Below are 23838 nucleotides of genomic sequence, written 5' to 3'. Positions count from 1 at the left end.
AGGCGAGCAGTCATGGGAAGGCTCCCACACCCGCCAGGTCACGCGCGATTCAAGTCACGGACTTCCCACAACCGTATCGGACCAAAATTATTTAAATGAAAACCCAGTGATCAATTGCTGCCCTGCTTGCCCGACCACTCCAGCGTCTGCATCAGATCGTCAGCATCGGAGCCGACGGGAAACCTGAAACCGTACATCTCCTCGGTGGCCAGGATGTCGGCAAGCGTATCGCATAGCTGCGCCTCCGTCGGCGCGTCGCGCAGCAGTTTGTGCGCGGGTATCAACACCTCCGAAGCGACCCCTTGGGCACTCGCGGCGTCGATGACGGCGAACAGGATAAACCGCAGGCGGATTTCGCGATCAGTAGGCCAAACCGTTTTTCGCTTACCCAAGGTAGGCACTCATGTTTAAGAAAAGTCCGAGGCTAGGGCTGACCGGGGGCGTGTTTCAAGCGGTCGAGGGCATCATAGGCAACTTCCTACAGAGGAAAGGGAAACACCGCACCGATTAGCCGTGCGCTGGAGCCAGCGTGTCACTGCACAGGCAAAAAATTCATCAGCAGCAGACTCTGCGCATAGTTGAGGCCGATGCGTCGGTAGCGCTCATCGAGTATCTGGGTCAGCAGGTCCAGGCGCGCGACAATCTTGCCGAACTCGACTGCAAAGCTCAGGTTACTGCCCTCCTCCGATATCTCATTGGAAAACAGCAACAACACACCATTGGCGTCCTGACGCTGGCCGAGCAGCCAGGTGGCTTTCTCGATATTACGGGCGGCATTGCTGACAAACTGCGGGTTGATGGAGTCAGTCACGTAAAACTGCGTGCGCCCACCGTGTGCGGTCACGAGCATGCTGCCGATCGCATAGATGAACGCCCCCACCCGATCACCGCGAAACTCCGGGCTCAAGGAATAACTCAGGGCCGCCAGGTCACGACGCTCCCCCAGCGCAGGCAATGGCTGACGATTTTCGATCGCCTGGCGAATAGTCCGCGCAGCAGTCACCGCATCCGGATAACCGGACTGGCGCCACTGGCTGGGGTTGCGCAGGTACAGCTTGCTCATCAGCAGATAAAGGCTCTGCAGGTTGTCGCGCATGCCCAGGGTGGCCATGCGATCGACGCTGGTTTGAAAAAACTCATCAGGCTTGCCTTCGCTGAACTGCCTGGCGACGTCACGCCCCTGTTGCTGGCTGCAGCCAGTGGTCCACAACGCTAACAGCGCAGCCAGCAACAGCGGCCAGCGGGTGATAAAAACAATTGACGTTCGATCCATCGGCACCGGGTCTGTGGCTGTTGGCCACCCGCAGGAATCGGGTGGCTGGGACAGAGGTAGATCAGGAGAATGGAAAAAAGTGCAGCCCCGCCGGTTCAGATAAGCAATGGACTACAGGGCGTTGCGACGATGGCTTTCACAACGCATCAATCGCCGCTGTAGAAAATTTGAATTAGCGAGTTGCCCTCTCGGTCAAGAATTATGAACGCAGTCAATCTGACGAGGTAAGCGAAATGACTATCCAGGCAGAAACACTCGTACAACTGACCCAAGCCCTGAAAGAGCGTGGCCTGAATCTGGTTTCCGATGTGCACTTCACCCGCGCGCCCTATCGGCACAATCACCGCTGGATCTGCACGGTAGAGTGATGACTCATGCCGTCAACTAATGTTCGTCGCGCGCAAAGCGCCTATGCGCGCGGATGTGTTTTTTCAGCCACGCAATCAAAAAAGCCCCCACGCCTATTGAAGATGTGGGGGCCCCTCTCTACAGATTGGTGCACTGCCCTGTAGTCTTGCTCCGCCAAGACTTACCGCCGGACAACTTGCAGTTATGTGCATCTTTATTGTTCAGGATCTTTCCAGAGCAATTCTTGGCGGACCAACATTGATTGCGGTCAACCTCAACCTCTTTTTGTTCCTGCTCTTGGGCCGTCTGTATCAGCGGTGGCTTGTCGTTGGAAAACAAGGTTTGAGTATTGGACTTCTGTGTATCAGCGAAGACCATGCCTTGACATACAAACGCAATACTCATCAGTAAGACGCTGGACATTTTCATTTCGATATTCCTGTTCAGGACATTTTTAATTGGGTATGTACGCGATAACTTTTGAAGAACTGCATCTGCGCCCATTCAGACACCGCTACCAGGCTGACCTTGCCCTTCTTGGTTCGCCGGTAAACGATAACCGCCGTGCTGAATACCCAAGGCACGATCAATACATCACTGTCGTCCGGCGCCTTGAACTCCTGCTCCACAATCGATTCGGTAACCGACTCCCGGCTCACCTCCAGCACGTCGGTTACACCGAACTCCATATCCAGTGTGGAGGCCACTTCAGAACCGGACACCGGTTCAACCGCCTTCTCCGAAAGTGATGTCTTGAGCGACCAACTGACGGTCAATACATTCTTTATTGCCGACGTGACTGTGATCTTCTCGCTGGTCTTGCGTGAAGAACCTGCCGGGATATTGATGAAGCTTCTGGGATCGGTCCCGACGCTGTAGATCGCAACAGCAAAATATTCGTCGAGGAACAAATCCTGAGCATAAGGTGTTGGATAGTCCACATCGCCAATGCCATCCCAGAGTTCCGGCTCGATGACTAGCGGCTCGGAACGGGCCAGCAGCCGCCGGCTCAGGGTCGGGCCGTCCGGGATATACTGTAATGGATTGAAATCATCTACCTGCGTCAGCTCTTTCTCAACCTGATCCCAATCGCGTACATCAGGGTTCCTTGCCGCAAACTCCAGTAAATAGTCACGGTATTCTTGCTCGACCGGATCAAGCGCTTCTTCTTCCAGTATCAGCTTCTTGTCTCGCCCTGCACGAATAGTGATTGAACGGTTGAAATCATGCCCACCCGACGGCAGGTTTTGCCAACCATAACATGTGAGAGCACCGCCACTGGTGAGGCTTGAATCATTAGAGCCAGAAAACGGAACATCAATCATCAAAGTGACTGCCCCGTAACCTTTCTCTCCCGGGGGCACCTGATCTTTCCACTGCGCGTGACACTCATAGCCCGTCCACGTTCCTCGCGCTGCGCGGATACCCAGTGCTTGAATGGTGGTATTTGGCGCAATACTGCACGGGCCGTTATCATCTTGAGAGTCACGGTACCAAGTGCCCCACTCGATTGACTTGCTAGTTACTTCCAGTGTTCGGTCCGTACCATTGGTAATTGTTAGATAGAAAGTCCATGACATTTTTTCATCTCCTTGTTGAACATCCTGCCAAGGAGAAATTAGACGCGAACCGGACAGCGTGCTGGCAATCTGACAGACGGTAAGGTTAAAAGGTGGTGCAGTTCAAAGTCCACCCTATCCAGGCACTTGCAAGACTCCACAAACACCCACACAAAGCCGGTTATTTACTTATATAAATCATCGACCTGGTTTAACCGCCCGGCCCTACTAGAACTGTCTTCGTGTTCGACTCGGAGACCGCTGCGTCGCTCTTCTCCATCTGCTTCATCCAGCCCGGTGACGCCGCAAGGCTGAGTCAATCGAACAGGTGGGTACCGAGAATGCCGGTGCGCAGTGTGTCCCAGGCGGCACTGGACTTCGGATTCTCCCACTTCTCCCATTTCAGCCATGCGTTGCGCAAGGCATTTTGTGTGGCGCCCTTGCGCTTGGATCAACCGCCCCTGCGTGCCCCGCCAACATACGCCGCGCAATTATTTAGCGCGCCTATTATCTCGATTCATTCTTTTGTATTCCTGAATGTACACCTGCCCCCCAAGCTGCGAGTGAGCGTCACTGCGCCGCGCGGACGGTTTGTCCGCGCTCCACAAACGGACGTGGAGAAGCCACGCCACTGAATCCCGGCCCCCGGAGGCCTTTATGAAATTAAGATCCTTGAATATCGCGCGCAGGGCCTTCGTCTGCTTTGGGCTGATCACACTGCTGCTGATCAGCCTGGCAGGTTTCTCCTATGTACAGATAGATCACCTGCGTAGCGCAGAGCAGGACATCGAGCAAAACTCACTGCCCAGTGTCCAGGTCATTGACGATATTCAAATCGCCCTGCTCCACGCTCGCCTTGAAAGCATCCGCATGCTTTCGAGTACGACCCGGGAGGTGCATGACAAATCGCAATCGTTGGTCGAAGACGCCATACAGGCACTTCAGTCGAAGACCGCGTTTTACCGTGAACACCTCATATCCGGCCAGCAGGATGAAATCCAGTTCGCGAAGACCAGCCAGGCGATGGATGTATACATCGACGGCCTCAAGCAAGTGCTTGCCCTCGATATTTCCGATCATGACCAGGCAGTCGTTTTTGCGAACACCGAGCAGGCGCAGCGAGCAAACGTCTATCAAGAGCAGCTCACCATTTTGCGTGAGCAGAATGCGCGTCAGGCGGTGGAGTCCGGCGAGGAGGCGACAGCGGTATACACCCATAGCGTGAGCGTCCTGATCTCGGTACTGGTCGTCGCATTCATCCTGACGATCGTCTTGGCAAGCTTGTTTACCAGAAGCATTGTCAGCCCCATCAACTCCTCGCTTGAGTTGGCGGAGAATATAGCGTCAGGCGACCTCACCCACGACCTTGAAGTGACAGGTTCGGATGAAGCCTCGCGCTTGATGCAGGCACTCAATCTGATGCAGAAAAACCTCAGGAGTACTATTTCAGAAATCTCGGGAGCGTCTGCTCAACTGAGTACCGCAGCCGTTGAAATGACCTCGATCACCGAGAGTGCCGATCGCACCCTGCAACAGCAGAACAGCGAAATAGAGCAAGCGGCCACCGCCGTCACCGAAATGAGCGCGGCGGTTGAAGAGGTCGCCAGGAATGCCAACTCCACCTCTGAAGCGGCCATGCAGTCCAGCCTCTCGGCTGATCTGGGCAATCAGAAAGTGACTGAAACGCTGACGGCAATGCGTGGACTGACGGAACTGGTAGAAGTCTCGTCAGGCCAGGTAAAAGAACTGGCAGGCCAGGCTCAAGACATCTCCAAAGTACTGAGCGTGATCAGGGCGATTGCCGAGCAAACGAACCTGTTGGCGTTGAATGCTGCCATTGAAGCGGCACGTGCAGGCGAGCAAGGTCGTGGCTTTGCGGTGGTCGCCGATGAGGTTCGGGCCCTGGCGCACCGCACCCAGACGTCGACCCAGGAAATCGAACAGATGATATCCACGATTCAGGCCGGTTCTTCAGCCGCAGTCGAGTTGATGCACAAGAGCACCTCTGAGGTCTACACCACCCGAGATACCGCAGAGCAAGCTGGCCACTCACTGCGCCAGATTATTGATTCCGTCCTGGAAATCAACGACCGCAATATCCAGATTGCGACCGCTTCCGAGGAGCAGGCTCACGTGGCGCGTGACGTGGATCGCAGCCTTATCAGCATTCGCGACCTGGCCATCCAGAGCACTGAGGGTACCCGCCAGACCTTGACGGCAAGCAACGAGTTATCACGCTTGGCCGTCAACTTGAACGACTTGGTGCTGCGGTTCAGGACTTGAAGTTGGATCAAACACCGATCACAGGCAAAAAAAATCCCGCAGAGCAGATGGCTCGCGGGATTTCTCTTGGATGTTTTGGCGTGCAACCCGGGATTTATTTGGCTTGGCGAAGCACAAGCTCCGACAGACGGGTCTTAACGCGGAAGCAGAACTCACGAATTTGAAATTGATAAGCAGGCATAACCATATAGTTCAAATCGGCACCCAGTGAATCTTTAACTTCCATGTATTTAGCGGTCTTACTGGCAATGGCCTGGTATTCGACCTCGTATTTGTCGTAAGACGCCTTGTTGTAAACCTTAAGAACATCCAGCTCTTTACGGCATTGCTCAGCGCGATTCTGGTTGAGTTTTGTCTCTGATTCTGGCTCTTGCTCTGGCTCTGCCGCCTGCGGTGAGTAAGGCACTGCAGCGTAAGCACTGGCGTTCGCAGGTGCAGCCTCATACCGCGCAGGCGATTGTGCGGGTGCCGGAGTTACGGCTTCAGGCGCTTCTTGCTGGACGACGGCAGGAGGTGGTGTCACTTCAGGTTTTTCTTGATTTTTTGTAGCGCATCCCGAGAGGGCAATCCCTAGCACTGCAACGATGCCACACATTTTATTCATCAGTTCCACCAAACAGGTCATTTCGGTTAGCTGAGTCGTTAGGTTCTGGGTAAAAGCCATGACTCATTCAATGATCGAGTATGAATTTCTACCAGACTCAAGGCGCTCAGCCGCTCTTCCTTGAGTACGCAGATTAACGATGGTAGTAAAAAAACAGCGAGGTGACGAGTAAAAGCTCGTCAGAAAGACCACGGATTTTATGGGGCAATGGCACTGGCCGTCGTGGCACTGCGCAATCGCGGGCAAAAAAAATCCCGCTGGGCGTTTAGCTCGCGGGACTTTCTTATGTGTTTGGCGGGAAACCAGGGATTCGAACCCTGGGAACGCTATTAACGTTCGCCGGTTTTCAAGACCGGTGCATTCAACCACTCTGCCAATTTCCCTTGTGCATCACGGGATTATAGTCGCTCATCCCGTCTCAGCGGGCGCCATAATACCCGAATGAAACACACTGTCAAACTCTCTGCATAGCTTGTTACAGAGCGTCTGTTATGATCTTTGCGACTGAACGTTTCAAAACTGAAGGAGTGTCGCCATGCGCGAACAGAATTACGCAGTGAATGGCAACGCGCAGGCTGAGCAGCTTGAAGTCAGCCGCGTGTTGCGCAATACGTACGGCCTGCTCGCCCTTACCCTCGCATTCAGCGGCGTGATGGCTTACGTGGCCCAGCAGATGCGCGTCGGCTATCCGAATATCTTTGTCGTGCTGATCGGCTTCTATGGTCTGTTCTTCCTGACCAACAAGCTGCGCGACTCGGCCTGGGGCCTGGTGTCGGCGTTCGCCTTGACCGGTTTCATGGGTTTTATCCTCGGCCCGATCCTTAACCGTTACCTCGGCATGGCCGGCGGTGCGGAGGTGGTCAGTTCGGCATTTGCCATGACCGCGCTGGTGTTTGGTGGCCTGTCGGCGTACGTGCTGATCAGCCGCAAGGACATGAGTTTCCTGGGTGGCTTCATCACCGCGGGCTTCTTCGTGTTGCTGGCGGCAGTGGTAGCCGGCATGTTCTTCCAGATCAGCGGTTTGCAACTGGCGATCAGCGCAGGTTTCGTGCTGTTCTCCTCGGTGTGCATCCTGTTCCAGACCAGCGCCATCATCCATGGCGGTGAGCGTAACTACATCATGGCGACCATCAGCCTGTATGTGTCGATCTACAACCTGTTTATCAGCCTGTTGCAGATCTTCGGCATCATGAGCCGTGACGACTGAGTGTCAGCGCTATAAAAAATGCCCCGTATCGTGAGATGCGGGGCATTTTCATTTGTGGGGCGGTGGACGCTCAGTACCTGTTAGGTTCCATCTCAAGCTCGACCCCGAAGCGCTCGGCAATGTCCTGCTGGATACGCAGCGCCAGGTTGGCAATATCCCGCCCGGTGGCTGAGCCATAGTTCACCAGCACCAGCGCTTGCATTTTATGCACGCCGGCATCGCCGTCACGAAAGCCCTTCCAACCCGCCTTGTCGATCAGCCAACCGGCGGCGAGCTTTACTTGCCCGTCGGCCTGAGGGTAAGCCACCAGGTCCGGATACTGGCTCTTCAGCTCGGCGGCCAGAGCCTGGTGCACCAACGGGTTTTTGAAAAAACTACCGGCATTGCCCAGCTCTGCCGGGTCCGGCAATTTTTCGCGGCGAATACTGCAGATCGCCTGGCTCACATCCTTCGGCGTGGCCTCGGTGATGCCCTGCGCAGCCAGGCGCTGCTGCACCGGGCCGTAGTCGAGTTTCAGGTGACTGGCGCGACTCAGGGCAAAGCGTACCCGCAGGATCAACCAACGCCCGACTTCATGCTTGAACAGGCTGTCGCGGTAAGCAAACTTGCATTCGTCCAGGCTGAAATCCCGCAGCTCGCCCGTCTGGCGATCCAGGGCCGTGAGGCCGGCAAACACGTCCTTGATCTCAACACCGTAGGCGCCGATGTTTTGCATCGGCGCCGCGCCGACCGTGCCGGGGATCAGGCTGAGGTTTTCCAGGCCGCAAAAACCCTGTTCCAGGGTCCACGATACAAAGGGGTGCCAGGCTTCGCCCGCCTCGCCTTCAACCACCACGTGCACGCCATCATCGTGCAGCACGCGAATACCCTGGGTCGCCATGCGCAACACCAGGGCAGGCACGTCCCGGGTCAGCAGCAGGTTGCTGCCGCCGCCGATCACCAGCAGCGGCACACTGTGCGCGTCGGCGTAGGTCAGGGCTTGATGCACATCGGCATCACTGTGAGCCTCGGCAAACAGCTGGGCGCGTACGTCGATGCCGAAGCTGTTGAAGGGCTTGAGCGATACCTGCGCACGTACTTGCAAAGTCATAGCCGGCCCTTCAATTCGATCACCAATGAATCACAGGCGCGCTCGATCAGGTCCAGCACCCGGTCAAAGCCTTGTTCGCCTTCGTAATACGGGTCTGGCACCTCGTCCACTTCGCCGTCGAAGCGGCGCAGGAACAAATCCAGCTGCGCCTTACCCTGCGCAGGCTGCATGGCTTTGAGGTTGCGCAGGTTGCTGTGGTCCATGGCCAGGATCAGGTCATAGCGCGCAAAATCGGCGCGACAGACCTGCTGGGCACGCTGGGCTGACAAGTCATAGCCCCGCGCCAGCGCCGCACGCTGGCTGCGCAGGTCCGGTGGGTTGCCGATATGCCACTCCCCCGTCCCCGCCGACGCCACCTCAACCTGATCGGCCAGGCCGGCTTCGCGCAACTTATGGCGCAAGACGCCTTCGGCGGTAGGCGAGCGGCAGATATTGCCCAGGCAGACAAACAGGACTTCCATCAAGCCCCCAGCAGGCGACGGACGCGCTCAAGGTCTTCCTGGGTATCGACGCCTGCAGGCGGTGCTTCCAGCGCATCGCCCACGTGGATACGCACGCCGTGCCACAGGGCCCGCAGTTGCTCCAGGGATTCGGTGTTTTCCAACCAGCACGGGCCCCAGCTGACGAAGTCATGCAGGAAACCGGCGCGATAGGCGTAGATGCCGATGTGGCGGCGGTACGGCACGCCTGGCGGCAGTACGCCGGGGTTGCTGGCGAAGGCATCCCGCGCCCAGGGCAGGGTCGAACGGCTGAACGTCAGGGCCAGGCCGTTGATATCGCTGACCACCTTCACCACGTTCGGGTTGAACAAGGTTTCACTGTCTTCGATCGGTTCGGCCAGGGTCGCCATGCGCGCTTCGCCATGGGCCGCCAGATTGGCGGCGACCTGGTCGATGACGCTCGGCGGGATCAACGGCTCGTCACCTTGCACGTTCACCACGATGGCGTCGGGCGCCAGGCCCAGTTGCGTAGCCACTTCGGCCAGGCGATCGGTACCGGAATTATGGTCTTCGCGGGTCAGCACCGCCTCGGCGCCAAAACCTTTGCAGGCTTCGATGATACGCGGATCGTCAGTCGCCACCACCACCCGCTCGGCGCTGCTTTTGCAGGCCTGTTCCCATACCAGCTGGATCATCGGCTTGGCGCCGATCATTTGCAGCGGCTTGCCCGGCAGACGGGTCGATGCATAACGCGAGGGAATCACCACGGTAAAGGCGGTAGTCATTTATCCAGGCGCTCATCGGTCGTCAAGGTGCGGGCTTCGCTCTCGAGCATTACCGGAATCCCGTCACGGATCGGGTAAGCCAGGCCGGCACCTTTGCTGATCAGCTCGGTTTTATCGGCGCTGAGCTTGAGCGGGCCTTTGCAGATCGGGCAAGCAAGGATGTCGAGCAATTTGGTGTCCATGAGTATTTCCTGGAAATAAACGGTTTAAGGCAAAAGACGGTTGGGCAGCAGGCGCATCAGTTGTGTGTCGAACCAGGCGACAAACGCCGGCGACGGCCGCGCATCCACCGCAAGGTACCACCAGTCGGACCGGGCGAAGGCGCGGCACTTCACCGCGTCCTTTTCAGTCATGACCAGCGGCCAATGCGGTGTGAAATCCAACACCTGGGCACTGTAGGGCGCGTGGTCGGCAAACGCATGGGGGATCGGCTGCCAGTGTAGCGTTTCAAGGGTATTGAAGAAACGTTGCGGGTTGCCGATACCGGCAACCGCATGTACTTGCTGGCCTGGCGGAAAATAGGTAACCGGCTGCCGCTCGCCGCTGTGCAGGTTGATCAGCGCCGCAGGCGCAAGGCCAAAGGCAAAGCCGTCTTCGCGGTCCTCGGCGGCACCGTTATAGAGCAGCGCATCCACGCTGTGCAGGCGCTCGACCGGCTCGCGCAACGGCCCGGCCGGCAGGCAACGGCGATTGCCCAGGCCGCGGGCGGCATCGATCAGTACCAGTTCGAGATCGCGGGCCAGACGATAGTGTTGAAGACCGTCGTCGGAAAGAATCAGGTCCAGGGTTTCGCTGGCCAACAGCGCTTTCACCGCGCGGCTGCGGTCCGGATCAATCATCAACGGGACACCGCAGCGCTGCACGATCAGCAAGGGTTCGTCGCCGGCCACATCGGCACTCTGATCGGCTTCGACTCGCCACGGCAACTGTGGCGGCTTGGCCCCATACCCGCGACTGACCACGCCCACGCGCAGGCCACTGCGGCGGCAGTGCTCGATCATCCACAGGATCAGCGGCGTCTTGCCCGTGCCCCCGACGGTGATATTCCCCACGACCACAACGGGCACCGGGGACCGATAGACAGCGCCCTCGCCCGCCAGGAAACGCGCGCGCTTGCGCTGCACGACCCGGCGATACAACGACTCCAGCGGCCGTAACAGCACGAGCGCCGGATGGCCCGCGTACCAGGCCTTGAGCAAACGATCGGACATGGTCATCAGGGTGGACTCGCCGCCTCGACGGTGGTCATGCGCAGATGACTGAAACCGAGCTTGCCGGCGGCGTCCATCGCGGTAATCACAGCCTGGTGCTGGGTCTTGCCGTCGGCACTGATCGACAGTGGCAGGCTGGTATCGCCGCCGGATTCCTTCTGCAAGGCGTCCATCAGGCTGGTCAGGTCGTTTTTCTCCAGCAACTGGTTGTTCACCGAAAACACGCCATCGGCGCTGATGGCAATGTCCAGTTGCTTGACCTGCTGATCTTCGGCCGGCGAGCCGCTGACGGCTTCGGGCAAGTCGACGCGCAGCTGGGTTTCCCGGGTAAACGTGGTGGTGACGACAAAGAACAGCAGCAGGATAAACACCACGTCAATCAGTGACGCGAGGTTGATATCGACATTTTCCCGTTGCTTGCGGCGAAATTTCACGCGTTGCCCTCGACCAGGTCCACATCACGGTCGCCCTGCACCACTTCCACCAGCTTGATGGCTTCCTGTTCCATGCCGACCACCAGCTCATCGATGCGCCGTTGCAGGAAGCGGTGGAAGAACACCGAAGGGATACCCACCATCAGGCCCGCGGCCGTGGTGATCAATGCTTTGGAAATACCACCGGCCAGCACCGCGGCGTTGGTGGTCATGCCCGAGCCCATGAACGAGCTGAAAATATCGATCATACCCAGCACCGTGCCCAGCAAACCGAGCAGCGGTGCCATGGCGGCGATGGTGCCGAGGGCGTTGATGTAGCGCTCCAGTTCATGGATCACCCGCGCGGCGGCTTCCTCGATGCACTCTTTCATGATCTCGCGACCATGCTTGGAGTTGGCCAGGCCAGCGGCAAGGATTTCACCCAACGGCGAATTGGCGCGCAGTTCCTTGAGCTTCTGCTTGTCGAGCTGTTTGTTCTTGATCCAGCCCCAGACTTGCCCCAGCAGGTGCTCGGGGGTGACGCGACTGGCGCGCAGGGTCCACAGGCGTTCGGCGACGATGCCGAGTGCGGCGATGGAACTCATGATGATCGGCAACATCATCCAGCCGCCGGATTTGACCAATTCCCACACAGTGAATGCCCCCTCGAAAAAGTGCGCCACTTTATCATATAGGTTCGGCAGCGGGGTTCGTTGGCCGCAGACCGGCCTGTCGCAGCCTTCGGTGTTTGGTAACGCCGGATTACGGCAACGGTTCGCGCCAGAACCGGCGTTGACTGCGCGCAACCATGGCGGGCTGGAAGGCACCCAACTGAAAGCGCACGGCCCCGTGTTCGGCGCTGTCGTATAGTCGGCTGCCCTGGGCCTGATAGCGCGCTACCACTTGCGCATGAGGATGACCGAAGGCGTTGCCCCGGCCTCGGGAAATCAGCACCGTCTTGGGGGCAAGCCGCTGCACAAAGGATCTGGAGGACGAGCTGCGGCTACCATGATGGGGCGCTTGCAGCCAATCGGTCGGCACCGCCAGTGGCGTGTCAAGCAAGGCGCGCTCCGCCGCGCTGTCGATATCGCCGGTGAGCAGCAGCCGTTCACCATTGGCCTGCACCTGCAACACGCAGGATTTTGGATTGCCACTCAGGGCGTCAGGCCACTGCCACAACGCGAAAGACACACCATCCCACTCCCACCGCTCGCCACTGATACAGGGTTCAGTCCCCAGAAAAGCCGGCAAGCCCTCGGTTTCGCCGCCTACCACGCGCCTGATCGGCAAACCACGGGCTACAGCTGCCGCGCCACCGGCGTGATCGGCGTCGGCATGGCTCAGCAGCAGCATGTCGAGCCGCGCTATCCCGAACGTTTTCAGCGCCGGCACGACCACACGCGCGCCCAGATCGACCGAACCGGAACGCGGTCCGGCATCGTAAAGCAACGCATGATTGCGGGTGCGCAGGATCAGCGCCTGCCCCTGGCCGACATCCAACTGCACCACCATCACCTGCCCGTGGGGCACCGACTCCCTGGGAGGAAACACCGCCAGCAACAGCATGGGCCAGCCCAGCAACCGAAACGGCACCCCCTTGGGCAGTAGCAGCAGCACCGCGCCCACCAGGCTGACCAGCCAATACGCCCACGGCACCTGGGCCGGCGTCCAGGCCGGCAACTGCCCGGCCAGCAGCGTCAGCACCTTGAACCACCCCTCCAACGCCCCGCCGGCCAACCAAAGCAGGCCGTCACCGATCGAGGGCACCCACAGCAGCACCGTACCGAGCAGCGCCAGAGGCAACACCACCAGACTGATCCAGGGCACGGCGAACAAATTGGCCACAGGCGCAGTGAGGCTGATGGGTAAACCCAGCACCAGCAAAAGTGGAAACAATCCGACGGCAATCAGCCACTGGGGACGCGTCCATGCCTGCCAGATGCTCCATGGCCCCAGCCGTCCACCGAACGTCAGGAGCAGCACCGCAACCGCCGCAAAGGACAACCAGAAGCCCGGCTGCAGACTGGCCAGCGGCTCTAGCAGCAGTACGCCGTTGAATGCCAGCAACAACGCCCACCACGCGCCCAGATGCCGAAAGCGCAGGCGCCATAGCAACACCAGACCGACCATCACGCAGGCCCGCTGCACCGGCACGCCAAACCCCGCCAGCAGGCCATAACCCAGCGCTGCGGCAAAGGCCAGGCCGCAGGCCCATGGCAGCCATGGCAGGTGGCGCGGCCAGCAACCGTAACGGGCCATCCCGGCCACCAGTGCGTAGATCAACCCGGCCAGCAAGCCGATGTGTTGACCGGAAATGACTAACAAGTGCACGGTGCCGGTGTCTTGCAACACCTGCCATTGCTCCGCGCTCAGCCCGGAACCGTCACCCAGCACCAACGCTGCCAGGGCGGCCTCATGGGTTTGCGCATCGGCGGCCTTCAGGCGTTGACGCAGGCTGTCGCGCAAGGCGTTGCGGGCCGGCGCCAAGCGCTCGCCGTGTTTCACCGAGCCCGTGGCCCCAATGCGTTGCGCCAGCAGCCAGGCCTCTTGGTCGAAGCCATGAAAATTGAGCAGGCCGGACGGCCGCTTGAGCGTGACAGCCAAGCGCCAGCGTTCCCCACTGCGCACCGGCGGCCCGCCGCGCCAGGACACACGGATGCGCTTGGGCAGCCGGGCTTTGCGCGACCGGCTGTCGGCCAGTTCAAAGCGCACGCCGGTGTCCGTCTGTTGCGGCAACCCGACCACACGCCCCTCCACCCAACGCGTCTCGCCGTCCAGCGCCGGGCGCAATCGATCATCCAGTGCCCACTGCGCGCTGATGCAAGCCCAGCTCAAGCCCAGCAGGAAAAACGCCAGCGGATAGGTGCGAAACGGCAGCAGCATCAAGGCCAACACCAGCATGGCCAACAGCCATCCGGTGGGCGGCAACGCCGGAAGAAAGCGCAGGGTCAGCAACCCCAGCGCGAGCGCGAACATCCCTGTCCTCATGAATCATTCCTTTCAATGATTCATTCAGTCTTAGCCGGAGTTCCCAGGGGCGCCTTTGATGTTTTGTCACAAAGTCTGAATTTTCTGTTTATAGAATACGCGCATACTTGCCCCTCGAACTGACCTGGACCCCATATGCCCCGGCGCTTATTCAAACGGTACATGCCCGACCCCAGCAGTATCAGGGAACACAAGTCATTACAGTTTCTTGGCACCCTGCTGCATGATCCGAACCTCTGGCACCTGAACCGACACTCGGTGGCCCGGGCAATGGCCGTGGGCTTGTTTGCCGCGTTCATCCCCATCCCGTTGCAGATGTTGCTGGCCGCGATCCTGGCGATCGTGGTGCGCGGCAACATGCCGATTGCCGTCAGCCTGGTGTGGCTGACCAACCCGGTGACGATGCCGGTGGTGTTTGTCTGCACCTACATGACCGGCGCCTGGTTGATGAACGTGCCGCCACGCAGCCTGCCCGATAACCTCACCTGGGAATGGATCAGCGGCGAGTTGAGCACGATGTGGCAACCCTTCCTGCTGGGCTCGGTGGTCTGCGGGTTGGTATTGGGAGCCCTGGCCTACTGCCTGACCATGGGATATTGGCGCTGGTGGGTCGCGCACCAGTGGAAGAAACGCAAACTGCGCCGCCGCTGAGGGCTAACGGGCAGGCAGGTGCAGATGTACGCGCAGCAGGCCCTGCCCGGAATTTGCGCCCAGATACGGCCACTCCGCCGCTGCACGGCGTTGCGCGCAATGCGCAAGCCCGGGCCGTGAACCGTCCAACCGGATAATGGGCGCGAAGATACGTTTCACCTCAGCCTCATCGATGCCTCCCCCCTGATCCTCCCGCCAGATATGCCAGTGATCGCCCTCTCGCACGCGGTCCAGTGCCGCCCATACAGGCAATCGCCGGCCGGCGCCGAATGACCCGAAGATTGCGACGTGTCATTAATTTACGAGATTCCCAAGGGCGCAAATGGCTACACTGCACACGTGGCGTGGGCCGGATGCCTGCGTGGATGATTGATATCAATGTGGTAGCAGGAGAGTGGCGTGCTTAGAAGAATGGGGATAAAAGGCCGCGTACTGTTGCTGACTTTATTGCCGACCAGCCTGATGGCCCTGCTGTTGGGAGGCTACTTCACCTGGATGCAGCTCTCCGAACTGCAGACTCAGTTGCTGCAACGCGGCGAAATGATCGCCGAGCAGTTGGCGCCGCTGGTCGCGCCCGCCCTGAGCAGCAGAAACACGGATCTGCTGGAACGCATCGCGACCCAATCCCTGGAACAACCGGACGTGCGTACGGTGTCGATCCTGGCGCCGGACCGCTCGTCCCTGGCCCATGCCGGTCCGACCATGCTCAATCAACCGCCCACCGGCAACAGTTCGCACCTGCTGCAGCGCAGCGGCAATGATGCCACCCGCTACCTCATGCCCGTGTTTGGCCGCCATCGCAACCTGGCGGGCGAGCTGATTCCGGATGAGTCCGACCGCCTGTTGGGCTGGGTCGAGGTGGAACTGTCCCACAACGGCATGCTGCTGCGCGGCTATCGCAGCCTGTTCGCCAGCCTGCTGCTGATCGCCATCGGCTTGATCTGCACCGCGGCGCTGGCCCTGCGTATCAGCCGCACCATCAATTCACCGATCGGCCAGATCAAGCAAGCCGTGGCCCAGCTCAAGGACGGCAACCTGGAAACCCGCCTGCCGCCGTTGGGCAGCCAGGAGCTGGATCAGTTGGCATCGGGCATCAACCGCATGGCCGAAACCCTGCAAAACGCCCAGGAGGAATTGCAACACAGCATCGACCAGGCCACCGAGGATGTGCGCCAGAACCTGGAGACCATCGAGATCCAGAACATCGAGCTGGACCTGGCCCGCAAGGAAGCCCTGGAAGCCAGCCGGATCAAATCGGAATTCCTGGCCAATATGAGCCATGAGATCCGCACCCCGCTCAACGGCATCCTGGGCTTCACCCACTTGCTGCAAAAAAGCGAATTGTCGCCACGTCAGCTGGATTACCTGGGCACCATCGAAAAATCCGCCGACAACCTGTTGGGCATCATCAACGAAATCCTCGACTTCTCGAAGATCGAAGCCGGCAAACTGGTGCTCGACAGCGTGCCCTTCAACCTGCGCGACCTGCTGCAGGACACCCTGACCATCCTCGCTCCCGCCGCCCACGCCAAACAGCTCGAACTGGTCAGCCTGGTCTACCGTGACACGCCGCTGTCACTGGTGGGCGACCCGCTACGCCTCAAGCAGATCCTGACCAACCTGATCAGCAACGCGATCAAGTTCACCCGCGAAGGCACCATTGTTGCCCGGGCGATGATCGAGGACGAACAGGAAGACAGCGTGCAACTGCGCATCAGCGTGCAGGACACCGGCATCGGCCTGTCCAACCAGGACGTGCGTGCGCTGTTCCAAGCCTTCAGCCAGGCGGACAATTCGCTGTCGCGCCAGCCGGGTGGCACCGGCCTGGGCCTGGTGATCTCCAAGCGCCTGATCGAACAGATGGGCGGCGAAATCGGCGTCGACAGCACACCGGGCGAAGGCTCGGAGTTCTGGATCAGCCTGAACCTGCCCAAGACCCGCGACGACGTCGAAGACTTGCCCAGCGCGCCGCTGCTCGGGCGCCGCGTGGCCGTGCTGGAGAACCACGAACTGGCGCGCCAGGCCCTGCAACATCAGTTGGAAGACTGCGGCCTGGAAGTGACCCCGTTCAATACCCTGGAAAGCCTGACCAACGGCATTACCAGCGCGCACCAGACCGATCAGGCGATTGACCTGGCGGTGCTCGGCGTCACCGCCAACGACATTCCGCCCGAGCGCCTCAACCAGCACTTGTGGGACCTCGAACACCTGGGCTGCAAGGTGCTGGTGCTGTGCCCGACGACCGAGCAGATGCTATTCAACCAATCGGTGCCCAACCCCAACAGCCAGTTGCAGGCCAAGCCCGCGTGTACGCGCAAGCTGCGCCGATCCCTGGCCGACCTGATCAGCCCGCGGCCCTCACGCAGCGAGCCGGGCGAGCCGTTGTCCAGCCGTGCGCCGCGTGTGCTGTGCGTGGACGATAACCCGGCGAACCTGTTGCTGGTGCAAACCCTGCTTGAAGACATGGGCGCCAAGGTGCAGGCCGTGGAAAGCGGCTACGCGGCGATTGACGCGGTGAAGCAGGAAACCTTCGATCTGGTGTTGATGGACGTGCAGATGCCCGGCATGGACGGGCGCCAGAGTACCGAAGCGATTCGCCAATGGGAAAGCGAACGCCATGGCACGCCGCTGCCGGTGGTCGCCCTCACCGCCCATGCGATGGCCAACGAAAAACGCGCCCTGCTGCAAAGCGGCATGGACGATTACCTGACCAAACCCATCAGCGAGCGGCAGTTGGCCCAGGTGGTGTTGAAATGGACCGGCCTGGCCCTGCGCAACCAAGGGCCGGAGCGCCTTCCCGAGGGCCTCGGCCCAGGCGTGCAATTGCTGGTGCTGGACCATGAAGAAGGCCTGCGCCTGGCCGCCAACAAGGCAGACCTGGCAGCCGACATGCTCGCCATGCTGCTGGCCTCCCTGGAAGCCGACCGCCTGGCGATCACGGTCGCGCGTGAAGCCAATGACAATCATGCCTTGATCGAACGCGTCCATCGCCTGCATGGCGCCACGCGCTACTGCGGCGTGCCGCAATTGCGCGCGGCCTGTCAACGCGCCGAAACCCTGCTCAAGCAGGACGACGCCAAGGCCATGGCCGCACTGGATGAACTGGACATGGCGATTGCGCGGTTGGCCAGTGAAGCGCGGGTCAGCGCCTGAGCCAATTTCCATGTGGGAGGGGGCAAGCCCCCTCCCACATTTGGTCAGCATTTCTCATTTGTAAATTGCAGGGAGCCTCTCTTCAATGCGCGTCATTCTTTTCAGCAGCCAAACCTACGACCGCGACAGTTTTAGCGCTGAGCCATGCCCCCAGGGCATCGAGCTGCAATTCCAGCCCGCCCGCCTCAACCTCGACACCGTGGCCCTGGCCGAACACCACGAGGTAGTCTGCGCCTTTATCAACGATGACCTCAGCGCCCCGGTGCTCGAGCATCTGGCCAGAGGCGGCACGCGCCTGATTGCGTTGCGCTCGGCCGGCTACAACCATGTCGACCTGCGCGCCGCCAAGCGCCTGGGCCTGAGCGTTGTGCGCGTACCGGCCTACTCGCCCCACGCCGTGGCCGAGCATGCCGTGGCGCTGGTCCTGGCCCTGAACCGTCGCCTGCACCGCGCCTACAACCGCACCCGCGATGGCGACTTCAGCCTGCATGGGCTCACCGGGTTCGACCTGGTCGGCAAAACCGTCGGCGTGGTCGGTACCGGACAGATCGGCGCCACCTTCGCCAGGATCATGAGCGGTTTCGGCTGCCGGCTGCTGGCCCACGACCCCTTCCCCAACCCTGAGGTCCAAGCCTTGGGCGCGCGCTACGTGAGCCTGCCCGAACTGCTCGCCGAGGCGCAGGTCATCAGCCTGCATTGCCCGCTGACGGCCGACAGCAGGCACCTGATCAACGCCGGCACCCTGGCCCACATGCAACCGGGCGCCATGCTGATCAATACCGGCCGCGGAGGCCTGGTCGACACGCCGGCGCTGGTGGAGGCGCTCAAGAACGGCCAACTCGGTTACCTGGGGCTGGATGTCTATGAAGAAGAGGCCCAGCTGTTTTTCGAGGACCGCTCGGACCTGCCCCTGCAAGACGACGTGCTCGCCCGCCTGCTGACCTTCCCCAATGTGATCATCACCGCCCACCAGGCCTTCCTGACCCGCGAGGCGCTGGCGGCGATTGCCGGCACTACACTGGCCAATATCGCGGCGTGGGCCGACGGTCGCGCGCAGAACCTCGTCGAGTGATGATCAGCGGTCACATACCGGGCTCATGATAGTCCGGCACCCGTGATAGGATGCCGCGCCTATTTGGAGGATCCATGGCCGAACACGATTTCCGCTTCAGCTTGCTGAGCCCGCAACACACCCTGATCGAATGCCGCGCCCTGGTGCCGGGCCGTTATCAAGTCACCGGCAACGGTGGTTCGATCAAGCATGGCGACGTGCTGATCGTTACCCTGCGCGGCAGCAAAACCCTGTCGATGCGCCTGACCGTGGAAGGTGACGCGCGCTACTCCATCCGCCCGGCGGGCCAATGGGTCGCCATGGCCCAGGGGCCGAAATTCGGCGAGTTGGAGATTCACACCTGGAAGGTCAATTGCGACAGCTGCGCCAGCGTGCTGGAGTTTGAATTCGCGGTGGAAACCAAGCTCACCCAAGAACCGCTGCAACCGGCCGCCAATGCCCGGATCAAAGAACTCGGCTGGGCCAGCGAAGGCGACAGGCACCGCTGCCCGAAATGCCAGCAGGCCGCACAATGAAGCGCCTGCTGCTGCTCGCCGCGATGGGTACGGCCCTGAGTGGCTGCGCCGGCGATGCGGTCAAGCTCAAGCAGGATCACAGCTATGTGGTGGAGTGGATCGGCGAGCGGCCGTTGATGGACTACGCGCACCTGACCGTAACCCTCGGTGCCGATGGTCGCGCCTATGGCAATGGCGGCTGCAACCACTGGTTTGCGCCGTACACCCTTGAAGGCGACAAGCTCAGCTTCGGCGCCATCGGCAGCACCCGCAAACTGTGCGCCGAGGCGCTGATGGAGCAGGAGCACCGCTTCTTCCAGGCCCTGCAAGGCGTCCAGCGCTGGGATATCTCGCCGATCGAGCAGACGCGGTTCTGGCCCGCCGAAGGCAAGCCGATTCGCTTGTGGCTTGAAGAAGGCTGACGCCGCCGATCTTGGGCCATGCGCGATCAAAATGTGGGAGGGGGCTTGCCCCCGATGGCGCTGTGTCAGCCAGCACATACAGTGACTGACACACTGCTATCGGGGGCAAGCCCCCTCCCACATTTGATTTGAGGTCTTGCTTTAACCGCGCAGCGCCTTGAGCTTGGCCAACACCCCTTGCGCCGTCTGCTCACCCATCAGTTGCTCGCGCACCTTGCCCTGGTCATCGATGATGTAGGTCACCGGCAGCGCCTCGCTGCGCGGAATATCAAAGATCCCCTCCGGGTTCTGCGCCAGCACGGTGAACTTGATGCCCAGCTTGTCACTGGCAGCCTTGAGCTCCTCACCCTGCACATTGTCGAAGTTGACCCCGAACACGCCCACGTTCTGCGCCTTGAGCTGCTCGGCCAGGGCATTGAGCTCGGGGATTTCGGTGCGGCACGGGCCACACCATTCGGCCCAGTAATTGACCACCAGCCACTGCTTGTCCAGGCGCTCGGCCGGCACCTTCTGGCCGTACTGATCAACGCCGTAATCGTTACCGCAGCCGCTGAGCAGCAGGGTTGTGATGATCGCCAATGCACCGATCAGTCGCCTTGTCATGGGGTAATCCTTCGCAAAAATGAACGTTGGCTGCGGCCTATCGCCTCTTACGGTTTAAGGACAGGCGCCAGCGCAGGTAGAATACCTGCCACCTTACGCAAGATGCGACCCGCACATGACCGATCTGACGCTTTATCACAACCCGCGCTGCTCGAAATCCCGCGGTGCGCTCGAACTGCTGCAAGACCGCGGCCTCACGCCAACCGTGGTGCGCTATCTGGAAACGCCGCTGAACGCGGCGCAATTAAAGGCCCTGCTGGCCAAACTTGGCCTCAGTGCCCGGCAATTGTTGCGCACCGGCGAAGATGAATATAAAAGCCTCAACCTGGCCGACGCCAGCCTCAGCGAAGCGCAACTGATCGCCGCCATCGCCGCACACCCCTCGTTGATGGAACGCCCGATCCTGGAAACCGCCGATAAAGCCATCATTGGCCGCCCGCCGGAAAACGTGCTGGAGATCCTGCCGTGACGACGCCTTATGTGCTGGTGTTGTATTACAGCCGCAATGGCTCGGTCAGCGAAATGGCCCGGCAGATTGCCAGGGGCATCGAGCAAGGCGGCATGGAAGCCCGGCTGCGCACCGTGCCGGCGATCTCCACCGAGTGCGAAGCCGTGGCACCGAGTATCCCGGACGAGGGCGCGCTGTATGCCAGCCTGGATGACCTGAAACACTGCTCGGCCCTGGCCCTGGGCAGCCCGACGCGTTTCGGCAACATGGCCGCGCCGCTCAAGTACTTCCTCGACGGTACCAGCAACCTGTGGCTCACCGGCGCCCTGGTCGGCAAGCCCGCCGGCGTCTTCACCTCCACCGCCAGCCTGCACGGCGGCCAGGAAACCACGCTGATGTCGATGCTGTTGCCATTGCTGCACCACGGCATGCTGATCACCGGCCTGCCCTATAGCGAACAGGCGCTGCTCGACACCCAGGGCGGTGGCACGCCCTATGGCGCCAGCCACCACGCCGGGCCTGACGGCAAGCGTCTGCTCGACCCGCATGAAATCGCCCTGTGCCGAGCCCTGGGCCTGCGCCTGGCCAAGACCGCCACACTGCTGGAGAACGGCGTTGGCCAGAAAGCCTAAGGTTCTACCGTCCCAGGCGTGGCTGGAACCACGGGTCAAGCTGGCGCGCGCCCTGAGTCTTCTGGCGTTTTTCGGCCTGGCGGGCTTGTTGTGCGCGTATTACCTGTTCGTCGCCGACCTGCACGGGGCACGCCCGTGGGTCATCCTGCTGATCGAACTGGTGCCGCTGCTGGTGCTGGCGCCAGGGATGATCACGGGCAGCGCGCGCGGGCATTCGTGGATGTGCTTTGTGGTGAACCTGTATTTCATCAAGGGCGCACTGGCGGCGTATGACCCGAACCGGCAAGGGTTCGGGGTGCTTGAGATGCTGGCGAGCCTGGCGGTGTTTTGCACAGCGCTGTTGTATGTGCGCTGGCGGCATCAGTTGAACCGCCGGATGGCGGCGGCCTGATGATCAATGGTTGACGGTGTACGCCAACATCATCGACAACTGACACATCGGCCGCCCACTTTGCGCATGCCACTGGTTAAAGGCACCCTGCACGGCCGCCAGGTCGCGCAGGCTGGTGGGTGCCTTGTCGACGATCTTCTGCGCATTCAACGCCGCCACCACGTCATAGCTCGGCACAAACGTATCCTTGCCCACCATGCGCAGGAAACGCGGGGCCGACAGCCCGCCCAACTGGTGACCGTGTTTGCTCAGGTATTTCCATAACCCGACGATATCGGTCACCGGCCACTCGGCGACAAACGCACCGAAGCTACCCTTTTCCTGCTCGATATCCAGGATCATCTGCGCATTGCGCGGCACACTCTTGAGTTTGCCCAGGTGGCGGATGATGCGCGTGTCCTGCATCAGGCGCTCCAGGTGCTCGGCGCCCATCAGCACGACTTTTTCCGGGTCGAAACCGAAAAACACTTGCTCGAATGCCGGCCACTTGGCATCGACCACACTGTGCTTCAAGCCCGCACGAAACACCCGCAGCGCCAAGGTCGACAGGTAACGGTCATCGGGGATCTTGCGCAGTTGCGCCGGGGTCTTGGGCACAGGCAGATGGGCTTCCAGCTTGGCCGCCGAACCGAAGCGATTCAGACAATATTCGTGCAGCCACTTGTAATCGCGCATGCCCTCTCCTGGCAGTTGAATGGAAAACGGCGCCCGCAAGCGCCGTGTACTAGAGCCTCGATAAGGCTCAGAGGTTCACTACATTGACGAAACGCGAAGCTGCCGTCTCATCGATTTTCAAGCTGGCGAAGTCGAACAGGTTGCGATCGGCCAATTGCGACGGAATCACATTCTGCAGGCTGCGGAAAATACTCTCGGTACGCCCAGGGGTCTTGCGCTCCCAGTCCACCAGCATTTCCTTGACCACCTGGCGTTGCAGGTTTTCCTGGGAGCCGCACAGGTTGCACGGGATGATCGGGAATTGCTTGAAGTCGGAATAAGCCTGGATGTCCTTCTCGTTGCAATACGCCAGCGGGCGGATCACCACGTTGCGTCCGTCATCGGCGCGCAGCTTGGGCGGCATGGCCTTGAGCGAACCGTTGAAGAACATATTCAGGAAGAAGGTTTCGACGATGTCGTCGCGATGATGCCCCAGGGCCATCTTGGTCGCGCCGATCTCATCGGCGAAGGTATAGAGCGTGCCACGCCGCAGGCGCGAACACAGCGAGCAGGTGGTCTTGCCTTCCGGGATCAGCTCCTTGACCACCGAGTAAGTGTCTTTCTCGACGATGTGGTACTCGACGCCCAATTCCTTCAGATAGGCCGGCAGCACATGCTCGGGAAAGCCCGGCTGCTTCTGGTCCATGTTGACGGCAACGATCTCGAACTTGATCGGCGCGACCTTTTGCAGGTGCAGCAGCACGTCGAGCAGGGTGTAGCTGTCTTTGCCGCCGGAGAGGCAGACCATGACCTTGTCGCCCTCCTCGATCATGTTGAAATCAGCGACCGCTTCACCGGCCAGGCGACGCAGGCGTTTTTGCAGTTTGTTCTGGTTGACCGTAAGAGTGCCCATGGCGCTTGGATCCGCTAGAGGTGTGTGACGAAAAGCCGGGCATTTTACCGGTATGGACGACCAAGTTCCAATGTGGGAGGGGGCTTGCCGCCGATTGCGGTGTATCAGTAGCAACTACCTCGACTGACACACTGCCATCGGGGGCAAGCCCCCTCCCACATTGGATCGAATTGCCATCCACAGACCCAGCGGCGATTACGCCCC

Annotated in this window: 27 protein-coding genes, 1 tRNA gene and 2 pseudogenes; 12 read left to right on the top strand and 18 right to left on the bottom strand. The window is 60.4% G+C overall.

The features are described 5' to 3' along the window. Positions 1 to 110: 110 nt before the first annotated feature. Together PspCFBP13528_RS11805 and PspCFBP13528_RS11800 are read right to left on the bottom strand one after the other, a co-directional pair. Positions 111 to 392: a hypothetical protein gene (locus PspCFBP13528_RS11805; protein WP_065953177.1), complete on the bottom strand. Its 282-nt coding sequence runs from the start codon at positions 390 to 392 to the stop codon at positions 111 to 113. A 140-nt stretch (positions 393 to 532) separates the two neighbouring features. After that, a complete protein-coding gene (locus PspCFBP13528_RS11800) occupies positions 533 to 1273 on the bottom strand; it encodes a hypothetical protein (RefSeq protein WP_137200268.1) in 741 nt (246 codons plus the stop codon). 233 nt (positions 1274 to 1506) lie between these two features. Between PspCFBP13528_RS11800 and PspCFBP13528_RS28055 the strand changes: the two genes are divergently transcribed. Then, positions 1507 to 1641, top strand: coding sequence for a hypothetical protein (locus PspCFBP13528_RS28055; RefSeq protein ID WP_256095189.1), 135 nt, complete (start codon positions 1507 to 1509; stop codon positions 1639 to 1641). A gap of 118 nt (positions 1642 to 1759) precedes the next feature. Here the strand turns inward: PspCFBP13528_RS28055 and PspCFBP13528_RS11795 are convergent, their stop codons facing one another. Then, a complete protein-coding gene (locus PspCFBP13528_RS11795; protein WP_137200267.1) occupies positions 1760 to 2050 on the bottom strand; it encodes a hypothetical protein in 291 nt (96 codons plus the stop codon). A 14-nt stretch (positions 2051 to 2064) separates the two neighbouring features. Next, positions 2065 to 3201 carry a hypothetical protein gene (locus PspCFBP13528_RS11790; RefSeq protein WP_065953173.1) on the bottom strand — a complete coding sequence of 379 codons (1137 nt, stop codon included), beginning with the start codon at positions 3199 to 3201 and terminating at the stop codon, positions 2065 to 2067. A 326-nt stretch (positions 3202 to 3527) separates the two neighbouring features. Between PspCFBP13528_RS11790 and PspCFBP13528_RS27815 the strand changes: the two are divergent. Both PspCFBP13528_RS27815 and PspCFBP13528_RS11780 read left to right on the top strand, forming a co-directional pair. Next, positions 3528 to 3620: pseudogene (locus PspCFBP13528_RS27815) on the top strand (AraC family transcriptional regulator); the annotation flags it as partial. Between the two features lie 217 nt (positions 3621 to 3837). Continuing rightward, complete coding sequence (locus tag PspCFBP13528_RS11780; RefSeq protein ID WP_101220142.1) at positions 3838 to 5463, top strand: methyl-accepting chemotaxis protein; 1626 nt, start codon at positions 3838 to 3840, stop codon at positions 5461 to 5463. Positions 5464 to 5557: 94 nt separating this feature from the next. On the opposite strand, the gene PspCFBP13528_RS27810 is transcribed toward PspCFBP13528_RS11780, so the two are convergent. Next, on the bottom strand, positions 5558 to 6127 hold the full coding sequence (locus tag PspCFBP13528_RS27810; RefSeq protein ID WP_241669082.1) for a hypothetical protein: 570 nt from the start codon (positions 6125 to 6127) through the stop codon (positions 5558 to 5560). A gap of 232 nt (positions 6128 to 6359) precedes the next feature. Beyond that, a tRNA-Ser gene (locus PspCFBP13528_RS11770) sits at positions 6360 to 6450 on the bottom strand. Positions 6451 to 6602: 152 nt separating this feature from the next. Between PspCFBP13528_RS11770 and PspCFBP13528_RS11765 the strand changes: the two genes are divergently transcribed. Beyond that, entirely contained in the window at positions 6603 to 7274 is a 672-nt protein-coding gene (locus PspCFBP13528_RS11765; protein WP_053256786.1) for a Bax inhibitor-1/YccA family protein, read from the top strand. A 70-nt stretch (positions 7275 to 7344) separates the two neighbouring features. Here PspCFBP13528_RS11765 and murB read toward each other — a convergent pair whose 3' ends face one another. The 8 genes from murB to PspCFBP13528_RS11725 all read right to left on the bottom strand — a co-directional run bounded on the left by murB (position 7345) and on the right by PspCFBP13528_RS11725 (position 14201). Next, on the bottom strand, positions 7345 to 8364 hold the full coding sequence (gene murB / locus PspCFBP13528_RS11760; protein WP_137200266.1) for a UDP-N-acetylmuramate dehydrogenase: 1020 nt from the start codon (positions 8362 to 8364) through the stop codon (positions 7345 to 7347). After that, positions 8361 to 8825: a low molecular weight protein-tyrosine-phosphatase gene (locus PspCFBP13528_RS11755; RefSeq protein WP_065953170.1), complete on the bottom strand. Its 465-nt coding sequence runs from the start codon at positions 8823 to 8825 to the stop codon at positions 8361 to 8363. Before PspCFBP13528_RS11755 ends, murB begins: the two co-directional genes overlap by 4 nt. After that, on the bottom strand, positions 8825 to 9589 hold the full coding sequence (gene kdsB / locus PspCFBP13528_RS11750; RefSeq protein WP_065933892.1) for a 3-deoxy-manno-octulosonate cytidylyltransferase: 765 nt from the start codon (positions 9587 to 9589) through the stop codon (positions 8825 to 8827). The genes PspCFBP13528_RS11755 and kdsB overlap by 1 nt, the downstream gene beginning before the upstream one ends. Then, on the bottom strand, positions 9586 to 9771 hold the full coding sequence (locus PspCFBP13528_RS11745) for a Trm112 family protein (RefSeq protein ID WP_003174668.1): 186 nt from the start codon (positions 9769 to 9771) through the stop codon (positions 9586 to 9588). The genes kdsB and PspCFBP13528_RS11745 overlap by 4 nt, the downstream gene beginning before the upstream one ends. 24 nt (positions 9772 to 9795) lie before the next feature. Then, positions 9796 to 10806 (bottom strand): tetraacyldisaccharide 4'-kinase, encoded by a 1011-nt coding sequence (gene lpxK, locus PspCFBP13528_RS11740; protein WP_137200265.1) that lies wholly within the window; start codon positions 10804 to 10806, stop codon positions 9796 to 9798. Then, complete coding sequence (locus PspCFBP13528_RS11735) at positions 10806 to 11234, bottom strand: biopolymer transporter ExbD (RefSeq protein ID WP_065953168.1); 429 nt, start codon at positions 11232 to 11234, stop codon at positions 10806 to 10808. The genes lpxK and PspCFBP13528_RS11735 overlap by 1 nt, the downstream gene beginning before the upstream one ends. After that, positions 11231 to 11866, bottom strand: coding sequence for a MotA/TolQ/ExbB proton channel family protein (locus PspCFBP13528_RS11730; protein WP_065953214.1), 636 nt, complete (start codon positions 11864 to 11866; stop codon positions 11231 to 11233). The genes PspCFBP13528_RS11735 and PspCFBP13528_RS11730 overlap by 4 nt, the downstream gene beginning before the upstream one ends. 109 nt (positions 11867 to 11975) lie before the next feature. After that, complete coding sequence (locus tag PspCFBP13528_RS11725) at positions 11976 to 14201, bottom strand: DNA internalization-related competence protein ComEC/Rec2 (protein ID WP_137200264.1); 2226 nt, start codon at positions 14199 to 14201, stop codon at positions 11976 to 11978. Positions 14202 to 14336: 135 nt separating this feature from the next. Between PspCFBP13528_RS11725 and PspCFBP13528_RS11720 the strand changes: the two genes are divergently transcribed. Further along, positions 14337 to 14852 (top strand): DUF2062 domain-containing protein, encoded by a 516-nt coding sequence (locus tag PspCFBP13528_RS11720; RefSeq protein WP_065953166.1) that lies wholly within the window; start codon positions 14337 to 14339, stop codon positions 14850 to 14852. Positions 14853 to 14855: 3 nt separating this feature from the next. Here the strand turns inward: PspCFBP13528_RS11720 and PspCFBP13528_RS27805 are convergent. Then, a pseudogene (locus PspCFBP13528_RS27805) lies at positions 14856 to 15086 on the bottom strand (ATP-binding protein); the annotation flags it as partial. A gap of 165 nt (positions 15087 to 15251) precedes the next feature. On the opposite strand from PspCFBP13528_RS27805, the gene PspCFBP13528_RS11710 reads away from it, so the two are divergent. The 4 genes from PspCFBP13528_RS11710 (at position 15252) to PspCFBP13528_RS11695 (ending at position 19993) form a co-directional block, all read left to right on the top strand. Next, the gene (locus PspCFBP13528_RS11710; protein ID WP_065953165.1) at positions 15252 to 18005 is read left to right on the top strand and encodes a response regulator; all 2754 of its coding nucleotides are present in this window, start codon (positions 15252 to 15254) and stop codon (positions 18003 to 18005) included. A gap of 85 nt (positions 18006 to 18090) precedes the next feature. Further along, positions 18091 to 19077, top strand: coding sequence for a 2-hydroxyacid dehydrogenase (locus PspCFBP13528_RS11705; RefSeq protein WP_137200263.1), 987 nt, complete (start codon positions 18091 to 18093; stop codon positions 19075 to 19077). Positions 19078 to 19151: 74 nt separating this feature from the next. Next, positions 19152 to 19592: a hypothetical protein gene (locus tag PspCFBP13528_RS11700; protein ID WP_137200262.1), complete on the top strand. Its 441-nt coding sequence runs from the start codon at positions 19152 to 19154 to the stop codon at positions 19590 to 19592. Then, positions 19589 to 19993 (top strand): META domain-containing protein, encoded by a 405-nt coding sequence (locus PspCFBP13528_RS11695; protein WP_065953162.1) that lies wholly within the window; start codon positions 19589 to 19591, stop codon positions 19991 to 19993. Before PspCFBP13528_RS11700 ends, PspCFBP13528_RS11695 begins: the two co-directional genes overlap by 4 nt. A gap of 141 nt (positions 19994 to 20134) precedes the next feature. Here the strand turns inward: PspCFBP13528_RS11695 and PspCFBP13528_RS11690 are convergent, their stop codons facing one another. Further along, positions 20135 to 20596 carry a TlpA disulfide reductase family protein gene (locus PspCFBP13528_RS11690; RefSeq protein WP_065953161.1) on the bottom strand — a complete coding sequence of 154 codons (462 nt, stop codon included), beginning with the start codon at positions 20594 to 20596 and terminating at the stop codon, positions 20135 to 20137. Positions 20597 to 20711: 115 nt separating this feature from the next. Between PspCFBP13528_RS11690 and arsC the strand changes: the two genes are divergently transcribed. The 3 genes from arsC to PspCFBP13528_RS11675 are packed head-to-tail and all read left to right on the top strand — an operon-like array spanning position 20712 to position 22067. Further along, positions 20712 to 21065: an arsenate reductase (glutaredoxin) gene (arsC, locus tag PspCFBP13528_RS11685; RefSeq protein ID WP_065953160.1), complete on the top strand. Its 354-nt coding sequence runs from the start codon at positions 20712 to 20714 to the stop codon at positions 21063 to 21065. Next, a complete protein-coding gene (gene wrbA / locus PspCFBP13528_RS11680; protein WP_065953159.1) occupies positions 21062 to 21676 on the top strand; it encodes an NAD(P)H:quinone oxidoreductase in 615 nt (204 codons plus the stop codon). Before arsC ends, wrbA begins: the two co-directional genes overlap by 4 nt. Continuing rightward, positions 21660 to 22067 (top strand): DUF2069 domain-containing protein, encoded by a 408-nt coding sequence (locus tag PspCFBP13528_RS11675; protein WP_137200261.1) that lies wholly within the window; start codon positions 21660 to 21662, stop codon positions 22065 to 22067. Before wrbA ends, PspCFBP13528_RS11675 begins: the two co-directional genes overlap by 17 nt. Positions 22068 to 22070: 3 nt before the next feature. On the opposite strand, the gene PspCFBP13528_RS11670 is transcribed toward PspCFBP13528_RS11675, so the two are convergent. Then, complete coding sequence (locus PspCFBP13528_RS11670) at positions 22071 to 22742, bottom strand: DNA-3-methyladenine glycosylase I (protein ID WP_137200260.1); 672 nt, start codon at positions 22740 to 22742, stop codon at positions 22071 to 22073. A 67-nt stretch (positions 22743 to 22809) separates the two neighbouring features. Continuing rightward, positions 22810 to 23634, bottom strand: coding sequence for a tRNA 2-thiocytidine(32) synthetase TtcA (gene ttcA / locus PspCFBP13528_RS11665; RefSeq protein WP_065953156.1), 825 nt, complete (start codon positions 23632 to 23634; stop codon positions 22810 to 22812). Between the last annotated feature and the right edge of the window lie 204 nt (positions 23635 to 23838).

Origin of the sequence: Pseudomonas sp. CFBP13528 (genome assembly GCF_005233615.1) — a bacterium.
Classification (GTDB): domain Bacteria; phylum Pseudomonadota; class Gammaproteobacteria; order Pseudomonadales; family Pseudomonadaceae; genus Aquipseudomonas; species Aquipseudomonas fluorescens_AM.
Note: the sequence above shows the minus strand (reverse complement) of the source record. Positions and strands in the feature narration are given on the sequence as shown.

What these genes read in the sequence shown, in the direction of transcription:
- PspCFBP13528_RS11800 (WP_137200268.1), bottom strand. Translation starts at nt 1,273, where the DNA reads ATGGATCGAACGTCAATTGTTTTTATCACCCGCTGGCCGCTGTTGCTG.
- PspCFBP13528_RS28055 (WP_256095189.1), top strand. Translation starts at nt 1,507, where the DNA reads ATGACTATCCAGGCAGAAACACTCGTACAACTGACCCAAGCCCTGAAA.
- PspCFBP13528_RS11795 (WP_137200267.1), bottom strand. Translation starts at nt 2,050, where the DNA reads ATGAAAATGTCCAGCGTCTTACTGATGAGTATTGCGTTTGTATGTCAA.
- PspCFBP13528_RS11790 (WP_065953173.1), bottom strand. Translation starts at nt 3,201, where the DNA reads ATGTCATGGACTTTCTATCTAACAATTACCAATGGTACGGACCGAACA.
- PspCFBP13528_RS11780 (WP_101220142.1), top strand. Translation starts at nt 3,838, where the DNA reads ATGAAATTAAGATCCTTGAATATCGCGCGCAGGGCCTTCGTCTGCTTT.
- PspCFBP13528_RS27810 (WP_241669082.1), bottom strand. Translation starts at nt 6,127, where the DNA reads ATGGCTTTTACCCAGAACCTAACGACTCAGCTAACCGAAATGACCTGT.
- PspCFBP13528_RS11765 (WP_053256786.1), top strand. Translation starts at nt 6,603, where the DNA reads ATGCGCGAACAGAATTACGCAGTGAATGGCAACGCGCAGGCTGAGCAG.
- murB (WP_137200266.1), bottom strand. Translation starts at nt 8,364, where the DNA reads ATGACTTTGCAAGTACGTGCGCAGGTATCGCTCAAGCCCTTCAACAGC.
- PspCFBP13528_RS11755 (WP_065953170.1), bottom strand. Translation starts at nt 8,825, where the DNA reads ATGGAAGTCCTGTTTGTCTGCCTGGGCAATATCTGCCGCTCGCCTACC.
- kdsB (WP_065933892.1), bottom strand. Translation starts at nt 9,589, where the DNA reads ATGACTACCGCCTTTACCGTGGTGATTCCCTCGCGTTATGCATCGACC.
- PspCFBP13528_RS11745 (WP_003174668.1), bottom strand. Translation starts at nt 9,771, where the DNA reads ATGGACACCAAATTGCTCGACATCCTTGCTTGCCCGATCTGCAAAGGC.
- lpxK (WP_137200265.1), bottom strand. Translation starts at nt 10,806, where the DNA reads ATGACCATGTCCGATCGTTTGCTCAAGGCCTGGTACGCGGGCCATCCG.
- PspCFBP13528_RS11725 (WP_137200264.1), bottom strand. Translation starts at nt 14,201, where the DNA reads ATGAGGACAGGGATGTTCGCGCTCGCGCTGGGGTTGCTGACCCTGCGC.
- PspCFBP13528_RS11720 (WP_065953166.1), top strand. Translation starts at nt 14,337, where the DNA reads ATGCCCCGGCGCTTATTCAAACGGTACATGCCCGACCCCAGCAGTATC.
- PspCFBP13528_RS11705 (WP_137200263.1), top strand. Translation starts at nt 18,091, where the DNA reads ATGCGCGTCATTCTTTTCAGCAGCCAAACCTACGACCGCGACAGTTTT.
- PspCFBP13528_RS11700 (WP_137200262.1), top strand. Translation starts at nt 19,152, where the DNA reads ATGGCCGAACACGATTTCCGCTTCAGCTTGCTGAGCCCGCAACACACC.
- PspCFBP13528_RS11695 (WP_065953162.1), top strand. Translation starts at nt 19,589, where the DNA reads ATGAAGCGCCTGCTGCTGCTCGCCGCGATGGGTACGGCCCTGAGTGGC.
- PspCFBP13528_RS11690 (WP_065953161.1), bottom strand. Translation starts at nt 20,596, where the DNA reads ATGACAAGGCGACTGATCGGTGCATTGGCGATCATCACAACCCTGCTG.
- arsC (WP_065953160.1), top strand. Translation starts at nt 20,712, where the DNA reads ATGACCGATCTGACGCTTTATCACAACCCGCGCTGCTCGAAATCCCGC.
- PspCFBP13528_RS11670 (WP_137200260.1), bottom strand. Translation starts at nt 22,742, where the DNA reads ATGCGCGATTACAAGTGGCTGCACGAATATTGTCTGAATCGCTTCGGT.
- ttcA (WP_065953156.1), bottom strand. Translation starts at nt 23,634, where the DNA reads ATGGGCACTCTTACGGTCAACCAGAACAAACTGCAAAAACGCCTGCGT.